We start from the raw sequence: 24,966 nt of genomic DNA on the forward strand, positions 1-24,966 counted from the left end.
TAAAGATTTCTATAAATTCATTATATAATAAATTCTTGTGAAATTCCTATAAAAATCACTTATAACAGTTTTAACAGGATTTGTTAAGATTATGTAGAATATATACATGACACTAATTGGAGAGTATCGTTATATAACCAGTCATTTAGTCATGTGTCAATTTTTACATAAGGACATTTTAGTTAAAATAATCATACATACATAGGAGAGAATCATGCCATGAATATTGGGATAATTGGTGGGGGTGCGATAGGTCTTTTATTCGGCTTCTATTTATCATCTGAACATGCCATCACTATCTTTACTAAAACAGAGCATCAAGCTAAGGAAATTAACGAGGATGGAATCCATTGCTTAATAGAGGATGTTCGTAAAATTGCCAAAGTTAATGCATGCAACCTTGAAGATAAAGGACTTATATCGGAACAAGATTTACTAATTATTACAGTCAAACAATATCAATTGGAAGTAGTCCTACCATATCTAAAAAATATTAAAAGCCAACTGATTTTCATACAGAATGGAATGGCCCATCTCGACCAAATAAAACATTTAAAAGCGGATATTTTTCTTGGCACAGTGGAGCATGGAGCATTGAAAGTAGACAATCATACTGTACATCATACTGGCCACGGGTCTGTAAAAATGGCAGCGTTCCAAGGGGATATTAGCTCTATTTCCTTTTTAAGTAGGATTGAGAAATTCCCTATTTACTTCCAGGATCACTATTTACCAATGCTTCTCGATAAATTATTAGTCAATGCATGCGTAAACCCTTTAACTGCGATTCTAGAAGTGAAGAACGGAGAATTAATGACCAATTCCCATTTCCATCACATACTAACAAGTTTATGTAAGGAATTATGTACTGTATTTGAAATATCAGATTGGAAACAAGTATTAGGACACATTGAATATGTTTGTAGAAATACAAGCAGTAATAGTTCGTCGATGTTAAAAGATATTGAAAATCAAAGACAAACAGAAATAGATGCAATTCTAGGGTATGTTTTAGCTGAGGCCAAAAAGAGAAATCATCTCGCATTGCTTAGTGAATCTCTTTACAACATGGTAAAGGGGAAGGAGCTGCAGTCAGGGAAGGGGAAGTAGATGTCAAATATTCTATCGTTCATTATTGCAACGTTTGTAACTGTACCGATAATTGGGTATCTCCTATCATTTATTATTGCTAAACAAATCACGAAAAACCATCGTATGTCTGTAAGGATATCAGTGGATATCAGTACTATCCTTTTTATTGTTTCGGTCCATTTTTTAATACATACAATTTGGGGGATTTCGATGATTTGGGCCATTTTTTTAGTACTGATAATGGTAGCACTAACTGTAGTCATTGTGCATTATAAAGTGAAAGAAGAAATTGTCATGAATAAAGTGGTTCGAGGTTTTTGGAAACTAAATTTTATCATTTTTTCATTTGCTTATATCGTTTTAGTGATCTATGGGTTGGTTAAGAGTGTAACCATGACGATTTGATTGATAACAGTATGCTTAATGATTTGTTAATTCATTGGGCATTTTTTTTTCTTTTCCAACTTAACGGTGTTATACTCTAAAGGCGTATGTAGTTGTATTTGAAAGGAAGTATTATGATGGAATTAAAAGAACTGGCTTTACCTTCCATAAATAAGTTTGCATCAGATTACATAAAGAATAAATTAGCAATCCAGGAATTCTTCCATTATGATCTTCAAGAGCAAAATGTTTACCGGACACGGCTTAAAGATCTGCAGGAAAGAACATTTAAGAGACAAGAACTTGCAGAATATATATCTACCTATATGTCTCCACTAGGACTTACCGATAAAATTAAACAAAACCTCAATGCTCTTGTAGAGAAGGATACAACTGTTGTCATTGGTGGACAGCAAGCAGGTCTATTATCAGGTCCCCTTTATACGATCCATAAGATCATATCCATTATCAAACTTGCAGAGCAACAATCTCTCAACTTAGGAAAAAAAGTGGTGCCTGTCTTTTGGGTAGCAGGGGAAGATCATGATTTGCAGGAAGTGAACCATGTTTTTGTTCAGAAAGGCAATCGTTATGAGAAAGTTTCCTATCCTTATTATCAAGAAACTAAGTCTATGATTTCTGACGTTCCACTTGACTTCGGCACCGTTGAACGATGGGCTTCTGATGTTTTTCAATCCTTTGGCGAAACTAGATATACAAAGACGTTGCTTGAGGAAGTAAAATATATTGCTAGTGAATCAAACAACTTTAGTGATTTTTTCGTAAAATTAGTTCATTCATGGTTCAAGGATTATGGGTTACTGATCATCGATGCTGCCGATGAAAAATTACGAAGGCATGAAAGTGATTATTTTGAACAGTTAATCCTTAACCAAGAACAAATAACAAATCAAGTCATGAAGCAACAATCCTTCATGATAGAAAAAGGGTATAAACGAACCATTGAACTAGAAGATTACGCAGCAAACCTTTTCTTTTACGACATAGAGAAGCATGAGCGTGCCCTACTATTTTATGATCCAGATACTCATCAGTTTAAAGATAAAGCTGGAGCTTATATTTTTACTAAAGAACAATTATTGGAATTGGCAAAGCAGAAACCTGAATGTTTAAGTAACAATGTGGTATCAAGGCCGATTATGCAGGAAATGTTGTTCCCAGTACTTGCTTTTATCTCAGGTCCAGGTGAAGTAGCATATTGGAGTGAATTAAAGCTTGCTTTTGAATGGCTGGAAATGAAAATGCCTCCTATCGTACCGAGATTGAATATTACTTTTATTGAAAAGGATATTCAAAAAGCTTTACATGAAATTGATGTTGACATATATGAGGTATTGGCCTATGGAATAGATGGTGCTAAGTCTAGGTTCTTAAATTCCATTAAAGATTCAAGTATTGAAAGCTTATATGGCCAAATGAAGAATCAGCTTATAATCAATCATCAAATGTTGTCCCAAGCGGCTTTACATTATGATAAAGGGTTAGAGCCATTGTTAAAGAAAAATGCAGATTTAATAAATGAGCAATTGGATTTCATATACGATCGTATAAACGGAAGTGTCGAGAAGAAGCACAATCATATATTGAATAAATATATTGATGTTCAGAACCAATTGCGCCCACTTTCTTCCCCACAAGAAAGAATCATCAATCTGTACTATTATTTAAACAAATATGGTCCAGAATTTATTCCAGACCTAATGAAAGTTGACCTCGAATTCAATAGCATGCACAAGGTTGTCCTTGTATAAGAAGAGTCAATGTCCCTAATTGTGGGGATGTTGACTCTTTTTTATGGCTGCTTTTGTAAAGATTGTTGATCTTCTAATGTAATTCAACTATAACGGTCTGAGTTGATTGTAGCGGAGGGCACTTGACTCCTCGAAAATGCATTCGCATTTCCTTCGTGGTGTTTATTCGAGGAAGCTTATTCAATGTCCTGCGGGAAAAAGAGGGAAGTGGGAGACCCCACAGGTGGTAATGCCGAGGAGGCTCCCATCCCTCCCCGCGGAAAGCAAGTGCCTGGAGCTGCAACCAACGGGCAGCCTTTATATACTTAAAACAACAATCTATACGAAAAGAGCCTTTTTAATATGGATTGATGATGACTGTCATATAAATTATCACATGTTTTTATCAGCAAATTGTGGGGTAATAATTCGTCATTCGCTAAATCGCGCCTTCATGAGCTTCCAACCTTAAAAAAACACTGTCCAAACCTGTAGAATACACGCGAAAACCAAAAAAAATGCTAAAAGGAATATATTAGTATAAGAAGAATATTAAAAATAGTGGTAGAAAGTGGAGGGATGTGGTAAATTTGAGATAGAAAGTGGGGGTAGAGCATATGTTCATGGGCGAGTACCATCATAACATTGATAATAAGGGTCGCTTAATTGTTCCGTCGAAGTTCAGGGAGCTTTTAGGGGAACAATTTGTGTTAACACGTGGACTCGATCAATGTTTGTTCGGTTATCCCATGGAAGAGTGGCGCTTGCTTGAGGAAAAACTCAAGGCCTTACCATTAACGAAAAAAGACGCTCGAGCCTTTACAAGATTTTTCTTTTCTGGCGCAACGGAGTGCGAAGTGGACAAGCAAGGCAGAATCAACATACCAACTCCCTTAACGGGCTATGCCCAGCTCGAAAAAGAGTGCGTTGTTTTAGGTGTTTCAAACAGAATTGAGATTTGGAGCAAGCCTCTTTGGGAAGACTATTTTACAGCATCTGAAGATTCTTTCGCTGATATAGCAGAAAATATGATTGGTTTTGACATTTGATAAGCGAATAGAACGGACAACGAGCAATTGGAGAGTGATAGGTTTGTTTAAGCATAAAACTGTATTATTGAAGGAAACAGTTAATGGATTGGATATTAAGCCTGATGGCATTTATGTGGATTGTACGTTAGGTGGAGCTGGACATAGTAGTTATCTACTATCCCAACTTTCAGACCAAGGAAGGCTATATGCGTTCGATCAAGATGAAACAGCAATCAAAAGCGCAAAAGAAATGCTAAAAGATTATGGTGAAAAAGTCACTCTAATCCAAAGTAATTTTACATACATCAAGGAAGAATTAGCAAAACGAGGCGTAATAAAAGTCGATGGTGTTTTATATGATTTAGGAGTTTCCTCCCCACAATTGGATACCCCTGAACGAGGATTCAGTTACCAGCATGATGCCCCTCTAGACATGAGGATGGACCAAGACGCTGAATTATCAGCTTATGATGTTGTCAACCATTGGTCTTTCAACGATTTAACGCGTATCTTTTTTCAATATGGTGAAGAGAAATTTTCAAAACAAATTGCAAGAAAGATTGAAGCAGCTAGAGAAAAGAAACCAATCGAAACAACGTTTGAATTGGTTGAACTGATCAAGGATGGGATTCCTGCTCCGGCACGAAGAACGGGTGGACATCCTGCAAAACGGGTATTCCAAGCGATACGAATCGCAGTAAATGATGAGTTGAAAGTGTTTGAACAATCATTGGAACAAAGTATCTCCATTTTGAATACTGGCGGAAGAATTTCAGTCATAACATTCCATTCATTAGAGGATAGAATTTGTAAGACTGTCTTTAAAAAAGCGAGTGAGGTCCCTCAATTACCTCCAGGACTACCTGTTATTCCGGATGAATTCAAACCTGAGTTAAAACTTGTTAATAGAAAGCCGATAATACCTAGTGAAGAAGAGCTTGAAGAAAATAACCGTGCACGGTCAGCCAAGTTACGGATTGCTGAAAAATTATAATAATACAGGGGGGAAACAAGATGAGCAATTTAGCTAGAAAAATTCAAGAACAAAGAAATCATGAGCAACAGAATGAAACGTCCGTACAGACGGTTGTCAGACATAAGGCTAGAATCACGGTTGGTGAAAAAATTCTTATGGTCGCATTCGCATTAGTCATGACGGTATTGGCTGCGACTATTGTTTCCAACCAATATGCAATTTATGAAGCGAATAAAGATATCCAAATAGTCGAGTCATCCATCTCAGATCAAAACAAAGTCAATAATGATTTGAAAGTAGAAGTTAGCGAACTCAGTACATATGAGCGAATCTGGCAAAAAGCTTCTGAATTAGGGCTAAAGCTTAATGAAAATAATGTCAAGGTTGTGCAAAAATAATGTACGTGAAACAGAGAAATATGAACACGGGAGCAGCCATTCTGATACTAATATTCGGACTGCTCTTTTTTCTATTGAGTTGTAGATTTGTGTTCATACAAGCATCAGGTGAAGCTGGTGGCGAGGTGCTTGCAGCAAAGGCGCAAGCCAAATACACAAAATATCGGACCATTGATGCCAGCAGGGGATCGATATTGGATAGCCGCGGAGCAGTTATCGCCGAAGATACACCTTCTTATTCTTTAGTGGCTATTCTGGATGATAGCATGACGGTCGACAAGAATAATCCACAACATGTAGTGGACAAAGAAGAAACTGCAGAAAAACTCTCTAAATATATAGATTTAGAAAGAAGTCAAATTCTTGAAAGATTAGATAAAGAGGATGCTTTCCAAGTCGAATTTGGTGCTGCAGGACGCGATCTTTCCCACAAAACAAAACAAGAGATTGAAGCGTTGAAGTTACCAGGGATTACTTTCAGAAAAGATACGAAGAGGTTTTATCCGAATGGTGTTTTTGCTTCCCATGTAGTGGGTTATGTGGAAAAAAAGACGAAGAACACAGAAAAATCGTCTGAAACAGAAACAGTCGGGATGTTAGGCTTGGAAAAAACATTACAACCCTTATTAAAAGAAACTGATGGGAAGGTTAAATATGAAAGTGATCGATGGGGTTTTCTTCTACCGAATAAGAAGGAAGAAAAAGTAATCCCTCCAAAGGATGGAAATACGGTTCAACTGACGTTGGATAAAAAAATCCAAACCTTCCTTGAGGATTCTCTGAATCAAGTATACAAAGAATACAAGCCGAAGGAACTTATTGCAATCGTAGCAAACCCAAAAACTGGGGAAATATATGCAATGGCTCAGAGACCTACCTTCCATCCTACAACTCGTGAGGGCTTAAGCCAGAACTGGAAAAACCTTGCGATTGAAGAGAATTTCGAGCCAGGTTCCACTATGAAAGTGTTTACTTTGGCCGCTGCTGTCGAAGAAAATAAATTCAATCCGAATGGCACATTCAAAACAGGTTCATACAAAGGCGTATCTAGTGACCATAGTGGTATACCAAGAGGGAAAACCATCACGTTTTTAGAAGGTTTACAGAGATCTTCCAATGTTGCTTTTGCGACCATCGCAATGGAACATTTGGGAGCGGATAAATTCAGAGAATATTTGACCAAATTTGGGTTTGAACAACCAACTGGCATAGATTTGCCAAATGAGGTGGGTGGGAAAATCTTATATAAATGGCAAAGTGAGAAAATCACGACAGCCTTCGGTCAAGGTACAGTCATAACTCCAATCCAACAAATTCAAGCATTTTCTGCAATTGCAAATGATGGGAAAATGAGAAAACCGTATGTGATCGATAAAGTCATTGATCCGAGTGGAAATATTGTAAAACAAACTAAACCAGAAGTGGTTGGCCAGCCTATTTCAGCTTCTACAGCTGAAAAGGTAAGAAATTATCTTGAAACGGTTGTCTCTGCAGAAAAAGGAACAGGTAGAAAGTATAGTATTGATGGGTATAAAGTTGCCGGTAAAACAGGGACAGCTCAAATCATAGGGAAAGATGGAAAATATCAAGTAGGTAAAAACAACTATCTTTTCTCCTTTATTGGGATGGCTCCAAAGGAAGACCCTCAATTAATCATGTATGTTGCAGCACTACAACCTGAACTGGGAGAGACAAAAACTGGAGCGGATGTCCTATCGGCTATATTTAATCCAGTAATGAAAAGTAGTTTGCAATATTTAAATATCAAACCTTCAAATATTCAAGAGGTAAAATCAAAAGGAATTGAAGACTACTCTTCAGTATCAACCACTAAAGCGCAAGAACAATTGCAAAAGGATGGATATGAGGTGGTAGTCTTAGGTAAAGGAGAACAAGTCATTAATCAATCCCCTAAGCCGGGTAGTATATTGCTTGAAGGCGAAAAAATCATCCTTTTAACAAATGGGGATATTAAAATGCCTGATTTAAAAGGCTGGTCTTTACGAGACGTCATGAAGGTTGCCAAGATTGCAAATCTGGATTTGAATACAGCAGGAAGTGGCTATGTTACGAAACAAAATATCAAGCCTGGCACGAAAATCACAAAAGGTATGTATTGCATCATAGATCTAAAGCCACCAGAGACAATGATCAAAAAAGAAAAAAAGTCCACTAAAAAAGACGAAGAAGAAGTACATGATTAATAGAAAAGCGAAAGCGCCCTGCTTAGCGACGTATGGGCTGGAGGAATCCGCATGAGATAAAGGAAACACGAAGAACGATAGTGATTCGATGTTGACTTATCGTAAGGAGGAGGCCGAAGCACACTAGTCGCTGGGCGCTGGCCGACAAAAACGCCACGTCCTGTGGCATTGTCGGCACTAGTACGTCCTGTACGTCGTAGCTAGACACTGCTCAAACTTCAGAAACCTATCTTTATATTAATAAAAAAGCGAAAGCGCCTTCGGAACAATCAAAAAGAAGATTGTTCCTGCGAGGATTATTCTAAGAAGCTTTCTCTTAGTGCTTTATAGAACAAGCCTTCCTGTTTTGTAGGAAGGCTTGTTCTATTTCCCCTTGTACAAGCATAGATTGAAAGCAAGTGTGAGTTGGGGGTGCTTTCTTTGCGAGTTTCCAATGTAACCGTTAGGAAAAGGTTATTCATTGCATTATTGGTCGGGTTGTTTATTTTTTTAATCATTGACGTCCGCTTAGGGTATGTACAGTTTTTTCTAGGGAATACGCTGACTGACAAGGCAAAGGATTCTTGGAGCAGGAACATAACATTTGAAGCGAAAAGAGGAGAAATTCTTGATAGAAATGGTGTGGCATTAGCTACAAATATCAGTGCGCCAACCGTCTATGTGGTACCAAGACAGGTGGAAGATCCAGTTGCAACGTCAGAAAAGCTGGCAGTGGCTTTAAATGTTCAAAAGGACAAGATTTATAAACAAATAACTTTACAAGAGGTAAATGTACGAATTAAAGAAGGTAGAAAGATATCTCATGAAAAAGCGAAAGAAATAAAAGCTTTGGAACTAAAAGGTGTATATATTGCCGAGGATTCTAAACGACATTACCCTTACGGTGAATATTTATCCCATGTTCTAGGATTTACAGGCATCGATAATCAGGGGTTAATGGGGATCGAATTATCCTATGACGAGCAATTAAAAGGTGAAAAAGGCTATGTTCAGTTCTATTCCGATGCGAAAGGAAAAAGAATGGAGAATATGGCAGATGATTATGTAGCTCCTAAAGACGGAGCTAATTTAAAACTGACAATCGACAGCAAAATCCAAACGATCATGGAAAGGGAATTGGATATTGCTGAAGCTACCTATAATCCAGATGGTATCATTGGAATCGCGATGAATCCTAATAATGGTGAAATCCTTGCTATGAGCAGTAGACCGACCTTCCATCCGTCAAAATATCAAAATGTACCTCAAGAGATATACAATCGGAACCTTCCTGTTTGGAGTACCTATGAGCCTGGATCGACATTCAAAATTATTACGCTTGCTGCAGCCTTGGAAGAAAAAAAGGTTAGCCTAGAGCATGATCATTTTTACGATTCAGGTCGTGTAGAAGTAGCGGGTGCATCCCTTCGCTGTTGGAAGAGGGGTGGTCATGGAAGCCAAACCTTTCTAGAAGTTGTTCAAAACTCATGCAATCCTGGTTTTGTTGAATTAGGTAACCGTGTAGGGAAAGAAAAACTATTCGAATACATTAAAGACTTCGGTTTTGGTCAAAAGACAGGTATTGACTTACAAGGAGAAGGTACAGGTATCATGTTCGATATGAAGCGAGTAGGCCCAGTTGAGCATGCCACCACTGCATTCGGTCAAGGTGTATCAGTGACTCCGATTCAGCAAGTGGCAGCTGTTTCGGCAGCCGTAAATGGTGGTACACTTTATACGCCATATATTGCTAAGGAGTTAGTAGACTCAAAAACTGGGGAAGTTCTGATGAGAAAAACACCAGAAGCGAAAAGAAAAGTCATTTCCGAGGAAACTTCAAAAAAAATACGCTTGGCTTTGGAGTCAGTGGTTGCAAAAGGTTCGGGTAAAGGAGCCTATATCGATTCCTATCGTGTAGGTGGGAAGACCGGAACGGCTCAAAAAGTTAAAGACGGTCGGTATATGGAAAATAACCACATAGTTTCTTTCATTGGATTTGCCCCTGCTGATGATCCTCAAGTCGTCATATATATTGCGGTTGATAATCCAAAAGGAACTGTTCAATTTGGTGGGGTCGTAGCTGCTCCAATCGTTGGTAATATCATGGAGGATTCCTTACATGCATTAGGGGTTAAGCCTCGAAAAAACCAAATTGAAAAAGAAACTACTTGGCTAGATCCTATCATGGTGGAAGTGCCGGAGATGGTAGGCATGACTACAAAACAACTACAGACTCAATTATATTCCTTGAAATTAGATATTGCAGGAAGTGGTACAAAGGTGGTTAAACAAGCCCCAGAAGCAGGTGTTAAAGTGAAGGAAGGTTCGACAATAAGAATATATCTTGGCGATGAATAATAATCAGTATAGAATAGTACTCGAATGTAAAAGCGGCTGATTGTAAACCAGCCGCTTTGTTTCAATTTATGAACCCAGGGGAATGTAAAATGTTAGTGCGGGATTAAATATGTTACTCCTATCACATAGCACTCTGACTATTTTTGGGGTAAAATATAGAATGTACGAAAGTGCCCATGTTGAAAGGAATTGAAAGAATGAAGTTACATACGTTATTAAAAGCCCTTCCTTCGTTTAAGGATGAGATTGTTGAAAATCCAGATATCATTTCTGTTGAAAACGACAATCGAAAGATAAAAGAGGGCAGCTTATTTATTTGTATTAAAGGGTATACAGTTGATGGGCATCAATTTGCCGCTGATGCAGTTAAAAAAGGTGCTGTGGCAGTTGTTGCAGAAAGACCAGTGGAAGTGGATGTCCCTGTCATTATCGTTAAAGATACGATGAGAACAATGGCTATACTTGCAGATACGTTCTATCACCATCCAACCCAAAGATTACGTCTAATTGGAATAACAGGAACGAATGGAAAGACTACGACCAGTCACTTGATTGAAAAGATCTTCAATGATCATCATCAGAAAACTGGCTTAATCGGTACTATGTATACAAAGATTGGTGAGAGTATTAAAGAAACAAAAAATACGACACCAGATAGCGTTACATTACAGAAAATCTTTGCAGAAATGATCGATGAACAAGTAGAAACAGCTATTATGGAAGTATCTTCACATGCTTTAGAGCTAGGGAGAGTCCATGGCTGTGATTATGATATAGCAGTGTTTACAAATTTAACCCAGGACCACCTAGATTTCCATAAAACAATGGAACGGTATAAGTTTGCAAAATCGCTTCTTTTTTCCCAGCTTGGTAACACATTTGTGGATGGAAGGCAAAAATTTGCTGTCTTGAATGCTGATGATCCTGCATCAGAAGATTTCAAAAAATGGACTGCTGCACATGTCTTGACGTACGGAATAGATAATGATGCAGATGTATTGGCTAAAAACATATTGATTACTTCTAGTGGTACACAATTTTCGTTGGTTACACCATTTGGTGAGTTAGACGTAAGAATGAAACTTATCGGTAAATTTAGCGTCTATAATGTACTGGCGGCTATTTCTGTGTCAATATGCTCTGGTTTACCCCTTGCTTCAATTGTGCAATCGATTGAAGATGTAAAAGGAGTGTCAGGGAGATTCGAAGCAGTGGATGCTGGTCAAGATTTTTCAGTAATTGTAGATTATGCCCATACGCCCGATAGTTTGGAAAATGTACTTCGTACTGTTAAGGACTTTGCGAAAAACCGCATCACAGTAATTGTTGGATGTGGAGGGGACAGAGATAAAACAAAGCGTCCATTAATGGCACAAATCGCATGTGAATTTGCAGATAAAGCAATCTTCACATCCGACAATCCAAGAAGTGAGGATCCACTAGAGATTCTGAAGGATATGGAAGCCGGAGTACAAGGAAAGCCTTATCAGCTGATTCCTGACAGAAAAGATGCCATATTCCATGCCATCAATGGAGCTCAAACAGGAGAAGTCATTGTCATTGCAGGGAAAGGCCATGAAACCTATCAACAAATAGGCGATAAAATTTTTGACTTCGATGATAGAGTCGTTTCATTAGAAGCCATAAAGAATAAAAAATCTAAATAAATATTACAAAATAGAACGAGTGTGAAAATTACATGTATATAGAGATTATGAATGAACAAAACAATAGATTTGCAGCTGTGGAGAAAGGTGGGGAATTACTATGTTAGAACAAGTGATGTTTTTTACAATCATTGCTGGATTCCTCATTACAGTGTTACTTTCTCCTATTTTCATCCCCTTTCTAAGGCGGTTGAAATTCGGTCAAAGCATAAGGGAGGAAGGGCCTAAATCCCATCAGAAAAAGTCGGGTACCCCAACCATGGGTGGTATCGTCATCTTAATATCAGTAACGGTATCGACATTAGTGATGATTGGGAAGTTTTCTGAACCTTCCACTAAAATGTACCTATTACTCCTTGTTACATTAGGATTTGGTTTATTAGGATTTTTAGATGATTTCATTAAAGTCGTTTTGAAGCGGAATTTGGGTTTGACTTCACTACAGAAATTGATAGGTCAAATTATTATAGCAATTATTTTTTATTGGATTTATAAGGATACTGAAGGGTTTTTACCTCATATTGGGATTCCAGGCACTGATCTAGAATTCAATATTGGATGGCTTTATGTCGTATTCATCATTTTTTGGCAAGTGGGCTTTTCAAATGCAGTCAACTTGACTGATGGGTTGGATGGATTAGTTTCGGGTACTGCCGCAATCGCATTTGGTGCCTATGCTGTGTTAGCTTGGAATCAAGCGCAATACGATGTAGCACTCTTTTCAGTTGCTGTTGTAGGTGCAGTTTTAGGTTTCTTAGTATTTAATGCTCACCCAGCAAAAGTATTCATGGGTGATACTGGTTCCCTAGCTTTAGGGGGAGCATTAGCTACCGTAGCACTATTAACAGATTTAGAATTATTACTTGTGATAATCGGTGGTGTATTCGTCATCGAAACTCTTTCCGTTATGTTACAAGTTGCTTCATTTAAAATGACAGGAAAACGCATTTTCAAAATGAGCCCCTTGCACCATCATTATGAATTAGTAGGGTGGTCTGAGTGGAGGGTCGTCGTTACATTCTGGACAGTCGGCCTATTATTTGCTGTTTTAGGAATCTATTTAGAGGTGTGGTTATAATTGAAAGAAACTACTAAATTTCTACGAAAAAAAGTATTGGTACTAGGTCTGGCAAAGAGTGGGGTATCTGCTGCTTCACTTTTACATAAGTTAGGTGCTTTTGTGACAGTAAATGATAAAAAGCCTATTTCTGAAAATCCTGAAGCTCAAGGTCTGCTTGAGCAAGGGATAAAAGTGATTTGTGGTGATCATCCAATCGAACTGTTGGACGAAGGGTTTCAATTTATCGTTAAGAATCCAGGTATCCCTTATACCAATCCGTTGGTTGATGGCGCAATCAAAAAGGGAATTCCAGTTTATACGGAAGTGGAATTAGCTTATCTAATAAGTAAAGCTCCGTTTATAGGAATTACTGGGACGAATGGTAAAACAACCACGACCACTTTAATTCATGAAATGTTGGAACGGGGAGGAAAGAACCCATTAATTGCAGGTAACATTGGGACTGTTGCTTCAGGTGTAGCTGAAACGGCAGAATCATACAACAATATTGTCATCGAACTTTCTTCTTTTCAATTAATGGGAATTGAAGAATTCAGACCTTCCATTGCTGTATTAACCAACCTTTATGATGCCCACTTAGATTATCATTCCAGCAAGCAGGAATATGCACAGGCTAAAGGGAAAATAACGGTAAACCAGACAGAAGAAGATTATGTTGTGTATAATGCCGACCAATCAGATGTCAGGGAACTAGTAATCCATTCAAAAGCAGAGCATGTACCATTTTCAACAGAAACCATTTTAGAAAATGGGGCATATGTACAAGAAGGCTATGTGATGTTCCGTGGAGAAAAGATCTTATCTGTAAGGGATATTGCATTGCCCGGAAAACATAATCTTGAGAATATCTTAGCTGCAGTTGCAGTCAGTAAATTAAAAGGCGTTGACAATAGAGCTATTTTAGAAGTGCTGCAAACCTTCCATGGTGTAAAGCACAGACTTCAATATGTAGCAACGATTGCGGATCGTAAATTCTTTAATGATTCCAAGGCTACTAATATACTAGCAGCTACAAAAGCCCTTACTTCATTTGAGGAACCCGTGATCCTACTAGCAGGTGGCCTTGACCGTGGAAATGAATTTGATGAACTCAAGCCTGCTTTAGCACATGTAAAAGCAATTGTTACATTTGGCCAGACTGCAAAAAAAATTGAGAGAGTAGCAAAAGAAGTAGGAATAACGAACATAAAATATGTCGATAATGTTGAAAAGGCTGTTCCAGTCGCTTTCGAACTTTCTGATCCAGGGGATATAATTCTCTTATCACCAGCTTGTGCAAGCTGGGATCAGTATAAAACTTTTGAAGTTCGGGGAGACATGTTTATGGAGGCTGTGCATAAACTGAACTAAGAGCTTGTATTAGAAGACGGACGAACGTCCGGGGCAGCAACAGTTACTAGAGACTAAACAGTTAAAACATGTCTCTTATTCATTCAACAAGAAGGCAACCAAGATAGAGAAGCTGACCCAGCAGTGTTTAAATCCCACATACCATCAGAGTAGATTAGTCTTTGATGGATCAGGTGTTTCTACATTGTGTTGTGTCCGCTTCTTTTTGTTTTTTCTTATACTTAGAACAAGCTCTAATCTAGACTAGAGGTGTAACGGTCGTGCCCTTAAAAAAATCAAACCCAGATTTTATATTAATCATCGTCACTTTGTCCTTACTATCGATCGGACTAATCATGGTCTATAGCGCTTCCGCAATATGGGCTACCTACAAATTTGACGATTCCTTCTTTTTTGCGAAAAGGCAAGTCCTCTTTGCAGGTGTTGGTATACTGGCGATGTTTTTTATCATGAACATTGACTATTGGACTTGGCGGACTTGGGCAAAGGTGATTATCATCATCTGTTTTATCTTACTAGTCCTAGTTTTAATACCCGGCATTGGGGTTTGGAGAAATGGTTCTAGAAGCTGGATTGGAATAGGAGCTTTTGCAATCCAACCTTCTGAATTCATGAAGTTGGCCATGATTGCTTTTCTGGCAAAATTCCTTTCTGAAAGGCAAAAGTACATTACCTCATTTAAGAAAGGGCTAGTTCCTTCGCTTTCTTTAGTATTTTTAGCATTTGGAATGATTATGTTACAACCGGATTTAGGAACTGGAACAGTTATGGTTGGAACATGTGTAGTCATGATCTTTATCTCGGGTGCCAGAATTAGTCACTTCGTAGGATTAGGATTAATTGGGGTTGTAGGTTTTATTGGACTAATCATATCAGCCCCATATAGGATAAAGAGGATTACATCATTTTTAGATCCGTGGGAAGATCCGCTTGGTAGTGGTTTTCAAATGATCCAATCGTTATTGGCCATTGGACCTGGGGGGCTATTCGGGCTAGGACTAGGGCAAAGTAGACAAAAATTCTTCTACTTGCCCGAACCTCAGACGGATTTCATATTCGCCATATTGTCAGAAGAACTTGGTTTTATTGGTGGTTCTTTCGTTATCTTATTGTTTGCCTTATTGTTATGGCGTGGAATTCGCATTGCTCTTGGTGCCCCCGACTTATATGGTAGTTTTTTAGCGGTAGGAATCATTGCGATGGTAGCGATTCAAGTAATGATTAACATTGGGGTTGTAACTGGATTAATACCGGTTACTGGAATCACATTACCATTCTTAAGCTACGGGGGATCATCCTTGACTCTTATGCTGATGGCGGTTGGGGTATTATTAAATATCAGCAGGTATGCCAGATATTAATGGAACCCAATAATTAAAGAATTCAGCCTCCTAAGAGGGTGACTCAAAAGGTTGCTTAAGTCGACTTTTTGAGCACTCTTTTTTCTTTTGGCTATGATACTAAGATCTTTTTCCAGAAAATTATCTTTTTAATTAGTCCTATATTTTAGTTAATAAAGACTTTTCTAGTTCCAAATGTCAAAGACTATCTTCTCTTGTATTAAACTTTTCGATGGTATATTGATATAACTTGTTAGCTTGTGACTTCTTCATTATTTTTGTCATACCACTAGTAGGAATCTAAGAATAAAGTGGAATAATAATACGGTTTAGAATATAGTAGAAGAGGGTAAATCCTAGTTTGCATGGGTGTTATCTATCATGTTCCAGACGTTATTGTCCTATATTTCAGATAAAGAAGAATACGTCTATTAAAGAGGTAGTTCATTATTTCAGGGGTGACAAAATGAGAATCGTTGTTAGCGGTGGTGGAACAGGTGGCCATATTTATCCAGCACTTGCATTAATTAGAGAAATTCAAAAAAAACATAGTGATTGTACGTTTTTATATATCGGTACTGAACAAGGTCTTGAAAGTAAACTTGTTCCTATGGAAAATATTACCTTTAAATCGATACATATAACAGGGTTTAAACGTAAGCTCTCTTTTGATAATATAAAAACCATTGTCCGCTTTGTTAAAGGTGTTTCTGATTGTAAAAAAATGCTAAAGGATTTCGGTGCGGATGTAGTGATTGGAACAGGTGGCTATGTATGTGGTCCGGTTGTATATGCAGCTGCGAAATTAGGTATTCCAACTATCATACACGAGCAAAATAGTGTACCAGGACTTACCAATAAATTTTTAAGTAAATATGTGTCCAAGATTGCCATTTGTTTTGAAGAGGCAAGGAAATATTTCCCTAAAGAAAAGACTGTTTTAACTGGAAATCCTCGTGCTTCTGAAGTATTGGATCAAGATGGTATTAAAGGTATGGAATCCGTTGGATTGGATCCTAATCGAGCAACGGTGCTTATCGTTGGAGGTAGCAGAGGGGCACGTCCAATTAATGAGGCAGTGTTAAAGGTAATGGCAGAATTAGGTGAAAAACCGTATCAAGTTCTCTACGTTACTGGCGATGTTCATTATGAAGCGGTCGCAAAAGAAATTGATCTAATTGGAAATCCCGAAAATGTAATTATCAAGCCCTTTGTCCACAATATGCCAGAAATATTGGCTGGGGTTGATTTAACTGTTGCGCGTGCAGGTGCAACAACATTAGCGGAATTGACAGCACTAGGCATTCCAAGTATTTTGATTCCAAGTCCGTACGTAACGAATAACCATCAAGAAAAAAATGCCCGTGCATTATCCGAACACGGAGCTGCAAAATTGATATTAGAACAAGACTTAACAGGGAAACAATTGGTTACTACCATTGATTCCATCCTAATGAATAATGAAGAATTAAATCAAATGAAGGAAGCGGCTAGAGCCCAAGGCATTCCAGATGCAGCAGATAGGGTGCATTCTTTGATTAAAGAAATCAGTAAATAGATTTGAATACGCGCGTTTCTTAAAAAGAATGAATATCATATCCTAACTTTCGAAAAGATTAGGGGAGGTTACTATGAAAGAAGTAATTATAGAATTAAAAGAATTAGAAGTAGGCAAGGTATTAGAAAACGAGCCTTTAGCCAGCCATACTACAATGAAAATCGGAGGACCAGCGGATCTATTGGTCGAACCCTCCTCGATTGAAAACTTAGAAAAAACCATGAAAGTCATCAAAAAATATAATCTTAAATGGCGTGCTATTGGCCGTGGCTCCAACCTTTTAGTTTCAGACGAAGGAATAGAAGGTGTCGTAATAAAATTAAGTGCTGGGCTTGACCAACTTGAAATAAATGAAAATCAAATCCGAGTAGGGGGAGGGTTTTCATTAGTTAGTCTTGCTACCCAAATAAGTAAAAAAGGCCTTTCAGGCTTAGAGTTTGCAGGTGGTATCCCAGGTTCAGTAGGTGGGGCTGTCTATATGAATGCAGGGGCACATGGCTCTGATATTTCCAAAATCCTTGTAAAAGCACATGTCCTTTTTGAAGACGGTAATTTACAGTGGTTAGCGAATGAAGAAATGGAATTCTCCTACCGTACTTCTGTCCTTCAAAAGAACCGTCCAGGTATTGTTATAGAAGCAATCTTTGAACTTCAACCAGGAAATAGAGAAGAAATCGTTGCTAAAATTCAGGCAAATAAGATGTATCGAAAAGACACGCAACCGTATAACTTCCCGTGTGCTGGAAGTATATTTCGTAATCCGCTACCACAATATGCTGGAAGACTTGTTGAAGATGCCGGTCTTAAAGGACATCGAATTGGGGGAGCGATGATTTCTGAAATGCATGGGAATTTTATCGTCAATGCTGGTGGGGCTACTTCTGAAGATGTATTAGCCTTAATTCAGCATGTCAAAGATGTAATTTTAGAAAAATACGGTGTTGAAATGGAAACTGAAGTAGAAATTATTGGTAGAAAGGCTAATTAATGACCAAGAAAATTTCGAATTGTGTTACAATATATAAACCTAGAGCTAAGAATTACCTAGGTATTGCCTAAATAAAGCCTAGAAATAGGCTTTATTTTTTACCAAGGGTGCTTTACGTAAAGTTTGTTCCATTATAGTGTAATTTAACAATAACTATCTGAGTTGATTGTAGCGGACGGCACTTGACTCCTCGAAAATGCATTCGCTTTTCCTTCGTGCGGTATTTATTCGAGGAAGCTTATTCAATGTCATTCGGGAAAGGGAGGGAAGTAGGAGACCCCACAGGCGGTAACGCCGAGGAGGCCCTATCCCTCCCAGCGGAAAGCAAGTGCCTCTCGCTGCATTCAACGGACAAATTTTATAGTCTTAAAACAACAATCTATGTAAAAAGAACTTTTAATAAAAAGCACGAATCATTGAAGAGGTGTCAAGGGTGGAAAGAGGAACAATTGTATCAATAGAAGAACGGATTCCTAAATTGAAGCAAATGCGTAAAAAAAAGGCGAATAGAAGGTTGATTGGATTATTGGCTTTTTTCTTTTTATTGATTATTTGCGTTCTGTACTTTATTTCCCCCTTAAGCCAGATCAAGCATATCGTGGTAAAGGGAAACAAGTATATCCATGACGAAAAAATCATAGAACTTTCTGGAATACAAAAGAATGATAGTATGTGGAAAGTGGATAAAGAAAAAAGTGTGGAGAAAATAAAGAAATTCCCTGAAATTAAAGCTGCATCAGTTAAAGTGACGCTCCCAAATACAGTTGAAATCACAGTTGAAGAATATAAAAGAGTGGCGTACTTAGTTAAGGATTCAAAGTTTTATCCTGTGCTTTCTAGCGGAGAGATATTACCTGTCCTGAAAAATGGAGATATTCCAGTATATGCGCCAGTATTAATTGGTTTTGTCAAAGGACTGGAATTGAATCAAATCATAGAAGAATTGGACAAGCTACCAGAAGAAATTTCAAATTCTATTTCTGAAGTGTATTTTGAACCTAAAGAAACTGATAAATATCATATAAGAATTTATATGAATGACGGATATGAAGTGCTGGCCTCTTCACGAACCCTTTCTGAAAAATTAGTCCACTATCCATACATTGTCAATCAATTAGATCCAAAAGTAAAAGGGGTTATTGATTTAGAAGTAGGCTCCTATTTTAGGGCTTATGGAGTGGAAGAACCGACGTTAGAAGGTGAGGAAAAAACAGAAGGTGAACAGAAGAATCAAGAGGAGGGTGATGAAGAGACCAATGAAAGTGATGAGTAAACATGTTATTCTTTCAATCGTCTTCCTAGTTTTAGGTTTTATGATCGCATTTTCGTATAAAATGACAAATAGAGATGAAACTCCTAAGAAATTGGTTGATAGAAGCTGGGAAAGAGAGTATGAACTTCGACAGCAACTGATTAACCAGGAAGAAAAAAATAGGAAGTTACAAAACGAAATATTGAAAAAACAAGAAAAAATCACTGCGATTGAACAAGATTTAGCGAAGGAAAAGCAAGTGTTCTTCAATATGGCTGAGGATACCGAAAAATATAGGATGTTCCTTGGGAAAGTGAAAGTAAAAGGAACAGGTGTAGAGGTTGTACTTTCAGATGGAGAATATGATCCATCCACTGAAAACATTAATAATTATATTGTTCATGAGCATCATGTGTTCAGTGTAATTAACGAATTATATATATCTGGAGCAACTGCCATAGCCATCAATGGTCAAAGGCTAGATCATAAATCCTATATCGTCTGTAATGGACCTGTCATTACTGTGGATGGGAATCAGCATCCTGCTCCTTTCGTTATTACAGCGATTGGGGAGCCAGATGTATTAACTCAAGCCCTTAATTTAAATGGCGGAGTTAAAGATCAGCTTTTAAATGAAAACATCATTTTTTCTATGGAAAAGAAAGATGAAATCGTACTTGAACCAATTATTGGGAGTTAATATTGCTTTGACAGAAGGCTGGTGTGGTTGTGACTAGGAAAAACAAAATTGGATTTACGGCAGTCACCATCATTATTGGGTTTATGCTAGCCATTCAATTTGAAACAATCAATGAAGAACCCATCATTCGTGATACGCGTGATACTTGGGAATTAAGATCTGACTTGCTGAATGAACAACAGCTTCAATCTAATTTAATCAAAGAAGCAAGAAATCTTGATGAAAAATTGGCCAGCTATGAAACAGAAAGAACGCAAAGCAAAGAACAGATCTTGCGTGAAACATTGCTTGAGTTGAAAAAGGAAGTCGGACTGACTAGTGTTGAAGGTAAAGGGATAATAATGACAATCGAGCCTATTGCAGAAGAACTATCCTTTAATACAAATGACACGAATATTTCCCCGGATATGTTGAGACGACTTATTAATGAATTAAATATGTATGGTGCTTTAAATATCTCTTTAAATGGTCAAAGGATTATAAATACATCTGTCATACGTGATATCAATGGGGTAACAAAGGTGGATGGATACCCATTGAATAGGTTCCCGATTGAGATAAAGGTTTTAAGTGATCAACCTGGAAAACTATACGACAGGATTAAAGTAGCACAAGTGGTTGAGGATTTCTTCATAGATAATTTGACGATTACTATTTCCTCTCCGCAAGAAAATGTGAAAATACCAGCTTATCAGGATAGCATCCGGATTAAAAACATGGAGACAGTTACTGAACTAAAAGGAGGGGATTCTTGATGTGGCTTCCTATTTTTGGGTTATTGATTGGAGTTTTTTTAGGACTCATGTCAGATTTTAGTATCCCGACAGAATACAGTAATTATCTCTCAATTGCAGTGTTAGCGGCACTGGATACGTTATTCGGGGGAATAAGGGCTCATTTGCAAAATATCTATGATGAAAAAGTTTTTGTTTCTGGTTTTTTCTTCAATATTGTATTGGCAGCAAGTTTAGCTTTTCTAGGGGTTCATCTTGGTGTAGACTTGTATTTAGCGGCAGTTTTTGCTTTTGGAGTAAGGCTTTTCCAAAACATCGCTGTGATTCGTAGAATCTTGATTTCTAAATGGTCAGAACCTTCCAGACATACAAATTGAAAAATTCCATAGTTCTTTATAAATATCCTTGTATTTTAAAAAAATTTTTCTTATTTAAAAAGGGAAAAAAGGGGCTATGACGAATAGTTTTTGTATAGTATTCTGTGTATAACTATACTATTCTTCTAAAACTTCATGAAGAGTTATAAATAATAGTCTTATAATAATTGTTATAGAGGTTAAATCGATTTTGGGGAGGTGCCACGGTATGAACAACAATGAAATTTATGTAAGTCTTGACATCGGTACATCCAATGTAAAAGTCATCATTGGAGAAATGGTCAATGACACTTTAAATATCCTTGGCGTAGGGAATGTAAAATCTGAAGGATTACGTAAAGGTTCTATTGTAGACATCGATGAAACGGTTCATTCAATCCAAAAGGCTGTTGAACAAGCAGAGCGTATGGTTGGTATGGAAATTAGAAGAGTTGTCGTTGGAATCAGTGGCAACCATGTAATGCTTCATCCGTGCCATGGTGTTGTGGCAGTCTCTAGTGATAATAAGGAAATTACCGAACAGGACGTTGCACGTGTAAGGGATGCTGCTGAACTTATGACATTGCCTGCAGACAGAGAGATTATTGATGTCATTCCTGTTTATTATAAAGTGGACGAGCTGGATGAGATTAATGATCCAAGAGGAATGATTGGTGTTAGACTCGAGATGCGAGGCATAGTACTTACTGGATTACGTACCATTTTACATAATACCTTACGCTGTGTAGAGAAGGCAGGATTAGAAATTGCTGAAATAGCACTTCAACCAATGGCAGCCGGTTCCCTTGTCCTTTCAAAGGATGAAAAAGAACTCGGCGTTGCGATGATCGATATCGGTGGAGGCAGTACAACACTTGCTCTCTTCGAAGGTGGCCATTTAGCGGCAACCACTGTCATACCAATTGGTGGAGATACAATTACAAAAGATTTATCCATCGTTCTTCGTTCAACGATGGAGAATGCCGAAAAGATAAAAATTAAACATGGACATGCTTTCTATGATGAAGCGTCTGAAGATGAAATGTTCAACGTTCCTATCATTGGCAGCGATCAAATGCAGCCTTGCAATCAATTAATGCTTTCTGAAATCATTGAAGCTAGGATGACCGAGATATTTGATCTAGTCCAAGACGAATTGTTGAAACATGGTTATCACGATTCTGTCCCTGGGGGATTCGTACTTACAGGTGGCGTAGTAAAAATGCCTGGAACTCTTGAATTGGCACAATACATCTTCCAAAATCGAGTTCGAACAGCAGAGCCAAATTACATAGGTGTTAGAGAATCTCAATACACTACAGCAGTAGGGTTAATAAAACACGCTTGTAAAAAAGCTAGATTCCAAGGAATTTCTCTTAGTAACTCCTCGGTTGTTGCACCTCTGCCTGTGAAAAACGAAAAACATCCAGTAAAACAATCAGAGCAGAATCAAGTAAAAGAAAAAACAGAAAAGAAATCAGGCGAACAAGGAAAACTCAAAAAATTAGTACGATATTTCTTTGAATAACAACCATAAAGGAATTATGTATAAACTAGGAGGATTATTATGTTAGAGTTCGATTCTAATTTAGACCAATTAGCTACCATAAAAGTTATCGGGGTTGGCGGTGGAGGAAACAACGCAGTCAACCGAATGATTGAGCATGGTGTACAAGGTGTAGAATTTATTGCGGTGAATACGGATGCACAAGCATTGAATTTATCCAAAGCCGAAGTGAAAATGCAAATCGGTGGTAAACTTACTAGAGGGCTTGGTGCAGGGGCAAACCCTGAAGTTGGTAAAAAAGCTGCTGAAGAAAGTAAAGAACAAATTGAAGAAGCGCTTCGTGGAGCAGATATGGTATTCGTAACTGCTGGTATGGGTGGCGGAACTGGTACTGGAGCTGCTCCTGTCATTGCCCAAATCGCAAGAGATCTTGGAGCATTGACTGTAGGTGTAGTTACACGACCTTTCACTTTCGAAGGTAGAAAACGTGCAACTCAAGCACAAGGCGGAATTTCTTCCATGAAAGAATCAGTTGATACACTGATTGTCATACCAAATGACCGACTATTAGAAATTGTTGATAAAAGCACACCGATGCTTGAAGCGTTCCGTGAGGCTGATAACGTTCTACGTCAGGGTGTACAAGGTATCTCAGATTTGATTGCAGTACCTGGTTTGATCAACCTTGACTTTGCGGACGTTAAGACAATCATGTCGAATAAAGGTTCTGCATTGATGGGTATTGGTGTAGCATCTGGAGAAAATCGTGCGGCTGAAGCTGCGAAGAAGGCTATTTCAAGTCCACTACTTGAGACGTCTATTGATGGGGCACAAGGTGTGTTAATGAACATCACTGGTGGAACAAACTTGAGCTTATTCGAAGTGCAAGAAGCAGCTGATATTGTTGCAACCGCTTCAGACCAAGAAGTAAACATGATTTTCGGTTCTGTTATCAATGAATCATTGAAGGATGAAATCATTGTTACAGTAATCGCTACAGGTTTCAATGAAACGGAAGCTCCCCTTAGTAGACCGGTTCGTCCGAGCTTCGGTCAACAACAACAGCAGCAACGTACAGTTCAACCAACAACAACAACCGTAAAACGTGAAGTGAAAAGAGAAGAGCCTGTCGAAGTCCAACGCGGTGGAAACTCTGCAGATGATACTTTAGACATTCCTACTTTCCTTCGTAATAGAAATAGACGTAGATAAAATCAAAGAGGATGACCCATTGGGCATCCTCTTTTTAATATGAGTGGTAAAAAAATAACAATCTTTTAGAAAGGCTCTTTTCGCATAGATAGTCGTTTGTTTATATACTAAAAAATTTGTCCGTTGATTTCCGCTCCAGGACACTTGCTTTCCGCGGGGAGGGTGGGAGCCTCCTCGGCGTTACCGCCTGTGGGGTCTCCCACTTCCCTCTACTTCCCGCAGGAGTCAAGTGCCCTCCGCTTCAATCAACTCAGACTTTTACCATTAATTAACTAAAAATCAACAAAGTTTACGAAAACAGCATTTAGAAAAGAGCCTTTTGATATTTATATTTTTCCCTCTTAAACTCTCCTTTAAGAATAGAACATACAGCGGCATCACAAAAACGTCCTTTTTCAAATGCAGACTTCCGTAAGGTACCTTCATATATAAATCCAGCCTTCTCCAAACTACCTTTAGAAGCGATATTTTCAGGATCATAATATGCCTCAATCCTGAATAAGCCCATTTCATCAAATCCGTATTGTAACACCTTTTCCAAAACCTCTGTAATCACTCCTCTGCGCCAATATGCAGGAGTAACTTCATACCCAATTTCAGCTTTAAAATGTTCCTTTGACCAGTTGTGATATCCACAACTTCCAATTAGTTGGTTGCTTTCTTTTAAAGCAATTCCCCACCTATATCCTTGATGATCCTCAAAGCGTTTGTCCCAACGTTTAATCAATTCAATGGCTTGTTCAATGTTTGTAAATGATTCTAAATCATAATATTTGGTTACTTCATCTTTAGAAAAATACTCAAAGATTTCCTGTGCATCACTTTCCTCTATTTTACGTAGTATAAATCTCTCTGTATGTAAAACGGGAAAATTGATTTTTTTAGTTGTAGAAATATTCATAAGTCTATCCTTTCAAATTTTTAATATCTATTTAAATATTCCATAGTATCTCTAATTATCCTTTTCACTGAAATAATAAAGGCTCTTTTCTAAAAGGTTGATGTTTTTTTATTGGTTTTGTTAAAGGAAACGATTAATAACCAGTGG

Annotated in this window: 22 protein-coding genes; 21 read left to right on the forward strand and 1 reads right to left on the reverse strand. The window is 37.9% G+C overall.

The genetic code is table 11. The annotated features are described in order from the left end of the window. Window positions 1–219: 219 nt before the first annotated feature. The 21 genes from G3O09_RS10285 to ftsZ all read left to right on the forward strand — a co-directional run bounded on the left by G3O09_RS10285 (window position 220) and on the right by ftsZ (window position 23,918). Window positions 220–1,110: a 2-dehydropantoate 2-reductase gene (locus G3O09_RS10285; RefSeq protein WP_163101402.1), complete on the forward strand. Its 891-nt coding sequence runs from the start codon at window positions 220–222 to the stop codon at window positions 1,108–1,110. Beyond that, the gene (locus tag G3O09_RS10290; RefSeq protein WP_163101403.1) at window positions 1,111–1,497 is read left to right on the forward strand and encodes a DUF3397 domain-containing protein; all 387 of its coding nucleotides are present in this window, start codon (window positions 1,111–1,113) and stop codon (window positions 1,495–1,497) included. It begins immediately after the preceding gene. Between the two features lie 113 nt (window positions 1,498–1,610). Continuing rightward, window positions 1,611–3,248, forward strand: coding sequence for a bacillithiol biosynthesis cysteine-adding enzyme BshC (bshC, locus tag G3O09_RS10295; protein ID WP_163101404.1), 1,638 nt, complete (start codon window positions 1,611–1,613; stop codon window positions 3,246–3,248). 183 nt (window positions 3,249–3,431) lie between these two features. Then, window positions 3,432–3,557, forward strand: a complete 126-nt coding sequence (locus G3O09_RS22760; RefSeq protein WP_275898310.1) for a hypothetical protein — start codon at window positions 3,432–3,434, stop codon at window positions 3,555–3,557. Between the two features lie 287 nt (window positions 3,558–3,844). Further along, window positions 3,845–4,276 carry a division/cell wall cluster transcriptional repressor MraZ gene (mraZ, locus tag G3O09_RS10300; protein WP_108669793.1) on the forward strand — a complete coding sequence of 144 codons (432 nt, stop codon included), beginning with the start codon at window positions 3,845–3,847 and terminating at the stop codon, window positions 4,274–4,276. A gap of 43 nt (window positions 4,277–4,319) precedes the next feature. Beyond that, window positions 4,320–5,252, forward strand: a complete 933-nt coding sequence (rsmH, locus tag G3O09_RS10305; RefSeq protein ID WP_163101405.1) for a 16S rRNA (cytosine(1402)-N(4))-methyltransferase RsmH — start codon at window positions 4,320–4,322, stop codon at window positions 5,250–5,252. Window positions 5,253–5,272: 20 nt separating this feature from the next. Then, window positions 5,273–5,632, forward strand: a complete 360-nt coding sequence (gene ftsL, locus G3O09_RS10310) for a cell division protein FtsL (protein ID WP_163101406.1) — start codon at window positions 5,273–5,275, stop codon at window positions 5,630–5,632. Further along, window positions 5,632–7,836 carry a penicillin-binding protein gene (locus G3O09_RS10315; RefSeq protein ID WP_163101407.1) on the forward strand — a complete coding sequence of 735 codons (2,205 nt, stop codon included), beginning with the start codon at window positions 5,632–5,634 and terminating at the stop codon, window positions 7,834–7,836. The genes ftsL and G3O09_RS10315 overlap by 1 nt, the downstream gene beginning before the upstream one ends. A 420-nt stretch (window positions 7,837–8,256) precedes the next feature. After that, complete coding sequence (locus tag G3O09_RS10320) at window positions 8,257–10,173, forward strand: stage V sporulation protein D (protein WP_163101408.1); 1,917 nt, start codon at window positions 8,257–8,259, stop codon at window positions 10,171–10,173. Window positions 10,174–10,370: 197 nt separating this feature from the next. After that, window positions 10,371–11,840 carry a UDP-N-acetylmuramoyl-L-alanyl-D-glutamate--2,6-diaminopimelate ligase gene (locus tag G3O09_RS10325; protein WP_163101409.1) on the forward strand — a complete coding sequence of 490 codons (1,470 nt, stop codon included), beginning with the start codon at window positions 10,371–10,373 and terminating at the stop codon, window positions 11,838–11,840. Between the two features lie 100 nt (window positions 11,841–11,940). Next, entirely contained in the window at window positions 11,941–12,918 is a 978-nt protein-coding gene (gene mraY / locus G3O09_RS10330; protein ID WP_163101410.1) for a phospho-N-acetylmuramoyl-pentapeptide-transferase, read from the forward strand. Further along, complete coding sequence (gene murD, locus G3O09_RS10335) at window positions 12,919–14,271, forward strand: UDP-N-acetylmuramoyl-L-alanine--D-glutamate ligase (protein ID WP_163101411.1); 1,353 nt, start codon at window positions 12,919–12,921, stop codon at window positions 14,269–14,271. Between the two features lie 260 nt (window positions 14,272–14,531). Next, window positions 14,532–15,632 carry a stage V sporulation protein E gene (gene spoVE / locus G3O09_RS10340; RefSeq protein ID WP_163101412.1) on the forward strand — a complete coding sequence of 367 codons (1,101 nt, stop codon included), beginning with the start codon at window positions 14,532–14,534 and terminating at the stop codon, window positions 15,630–15,632. 445 nt (window positions 15,633–16,077) lie between these two features. Continuing rightward, entirely contained in the window at window positions 16,078–17,169 is a 1,092-nt protein-coding gene (gene murG, locus G3O09_RS10345) for an undecaprenyldiphospho-muramoylpentapeptide beta-N-acetylglucosaminyltransferase (RefSeq protein ID WP_163101413.1), read from the forward strand. A gap of 73 nt (window positions 17,170–17,242) precedes the next feature. After that, the gene (gene murB / locus G3O09_RS10350; RefSeq protein WP_163101414.1) at window positions 17,243–18,157 is read left to right on the forward strand and encodes a UDP-N-acetylmuramate dehydrogenase; all 915 of its coding nucleotides are present in this window, start codon (window positions 17,243–17,245) and stop codon (window positions 18,155–18,157) included. A gap of 433 nt (window positions 18,158–18,590) precedes the next feature. After that, window positions 18,591–19,430: a cell division protein FtsQ/DivIB gene (locus G3O09_RS10355; RefSeq protein ID WP_163101415.1), complete on the forward strand. Its 840-nt coding sequence runs from the start codon at window positions 18,591–18,593 to the stop codon at window positions 19,428–19,430. Continuing rightward, complete coding sequence (locus tag G3O09_RS10360; protein ID WP_163101416.1) at window positions 19,402–20,109, forward strand: DUF881 domain-containing protein; 708 nt, start codon at window positions 19,402–19,404, stop codon at window positions 20,107–20,109. The genes G3O09_RS10355 and G3O09_RS10360 overlap by 29 nt, the downstream gene beginning before the upstream one ends. A 29-nt stretch (window positions 20,110–20,138) precedes the next feature. Next, window positions 20,139–20,864: a DUF881 domain-containing protein gene (locus G3O09_RS10365; protein WP_240338402.1), complete on the forward strand. Its 726-nt coding sequence runs from the start codon at window positions 20,139–20,141 to the stop codon at window positions 20,862–20,864. After that, on the forward strand, window positions 20,864–21,220 hold the full coding sequence (locus G3O09_RS10370) for a small basic family protein (protein ID WP_163101417.1): 357 nt from the start codon (window positions 20,864–20,866) through the stop codon (window positions 21,218–21,220). The genes G3O09_RS10365 and G3O09_RS10370 overlap by 1 nt, the downstream gene beginning before the upstream one ends. Before the next feature lie 208 nt (window positions 21,221–21,428). Next, window positions 21,429–22,727, forward strand: a complete 1,299-nt coding sequence (ftsA, locus tag G3O09_RS10375) for a cell division protein FtsA (RefSeq protein ID WP_163101418.1) — start codon at window positions 21,429–21,431, stop codon at window positions 22,725–22,727. Between the two features lie 39 nt (window positions 22,728–22,766). Beyond that, entirely contained in the window at window positions 22,767–23,918 is a 1,152-nt protein-coding gene (gene ftsZ / locus G3O09_RS10380) for a cell division protein FtsZ (protein WP_163101419.1), read from the forward strand. Window positions 23,919–24,222: 304 nt separating this feature from the next. On the opposite strand, the gene G3O09_RS10385 is transcribed toward ftsZ, so the two are convergent. Continuing rightward, window positions 24,223–24,819 (reverse strand): GNAT family N-acetyltransferase, encoded by a 597-nt coding sequence (locus G3O09_RS10385; protein WP_205439642.1) that lies wholly within the window; start codon window positions 24,817–24,819, stop codon window positions 24,223–24,225. Between the last annotated feature and the right edge of the window lie 147 nt (window positions 24,820–24,966).

The sequence above is a fragment of the Peribacillus alkalitolerans genome (assembly GCF_010882125.1).
GTDB lineage: Bacteria > Bacillota > Bacilli > Bacillales > DSM-1321 > Bacillus_BN > Bacillus_BN alkalitolerans.

What these genes read in the sequence shown, in the direction of transcription:
- mraZ (WP_108669793.1), top strand. Translation starts at nt 3,845, where the DNA reads ATGTTCATGGGCGAGTACCATCATAACATTGATAATAAGGGTCGCTTA.
- G3O09_RS10315 (WP_163101407.1), top strand. Translation starts at nt 5,632, where the DNA reads ATGTACGTGAAACAGAGAAATATGAACACGGGAGCAGCCATTCTGATA.
- murB (WP_163101414.1), top strand. Translation starts at nt 17,243, where the DNA reads ATGAAAGAAGTAATTATAGAATTAAAAGAATTAGAAGTAGGCAAGGTA.
- G3O09_RS10285 (WP_163101402.1), top strand. Translation starts at nt 220, where the DNA reads ATGAATATTGGGATAATTGGTGGGGGTGCGATAGGTCTTTTATTCGGC.
- G3O09_RS10325 (WP_163101409.1), top strand. Translation starts at nt 10,371, where the DNA reads ATGAAGTTACATACGTTATTAAAAGCCCTTCCTTCGTTTAAGGATGAG.
- G3O09_RS10385 (WP_205439642.1), bottom strand. Translation starts at nt 24,819, where the DNA reads ATGAATATTTCTACAACTAAAAAAATCAATTTTCCCGTTTTACATACA.
- mraY (WP_163101410.1), top strand. Translation starts at nt 11,941, where the DNA reads ATGTTAGAACAAGTGATGTTTTTTACAATCATTGCTGGATTCCTCATT.
- G3O09_RS10370 (WP_163101417.1), top strand. Translation starts at nt 20,864, where the DNA reads ATGTGGCTTCCTATTTTTGGGTTATTGATTGGAGTTTTTTTAGGACTC.
- G3O09_RS10360 (WP_163101416.1), top strand. Translation starts at nt 19,402, where the DNA reads ATGAAGAGACCAATGAAAGTGATGAGTAAACATGTTATTCTTTCAATC.
- murG (WP_163101413.1), top strand. Translation starts at nt 16,078, where the DNA reads ATGAGAATCGTTGTTAGCGGTGGTGGAACAGGTGGCCATATTTATCCA.
- G3O09_RS10290 (WP_163101403.1), top strand. Translation starts at nt 1,111, where the DNA reads ATGTCAAATATTCTATCGTTCATTATTGCAACGTTTGTAACTGTACCG.
- bshC (WP_163101404.1), top strand. Translation starts at nt 1,611, where the DNA reads ATGATGGAATTAAAAGAACTGGCTTTACCTTCCATAAATAAGTTTGCA.
- ftsA (WP_163101418.1), top strand. Translation starts at nt 21,429, where the DNA reads ATGAACAACAATGAAATTTATGTAAGTCTTGACATCGGTACATCCAAT.
- G3O09_RS22760 (WP_275898310.1), top strand. Translation starts at nt 3,432, where the DNA reads ATGTCCTGCGGGAAAAAGAGGGAAGTGGGAGACCCCACAGGTGGTAAT.
- ftsL (WP_163101406.1), top strand. Translation starts at nt 5,273, where the DNA reads ATGAGCAATTTAGCTAGAAAAATTCAAGAACAAAGAAATCATGAGCAA.
- ftsZ (WP_163101419.1), top strand. Translation starts at nt 22,767, where the DNA reads ATGTTAGAGTTCGATTCTAATTTAGACCAATTAGCTACCATAAAAGTT.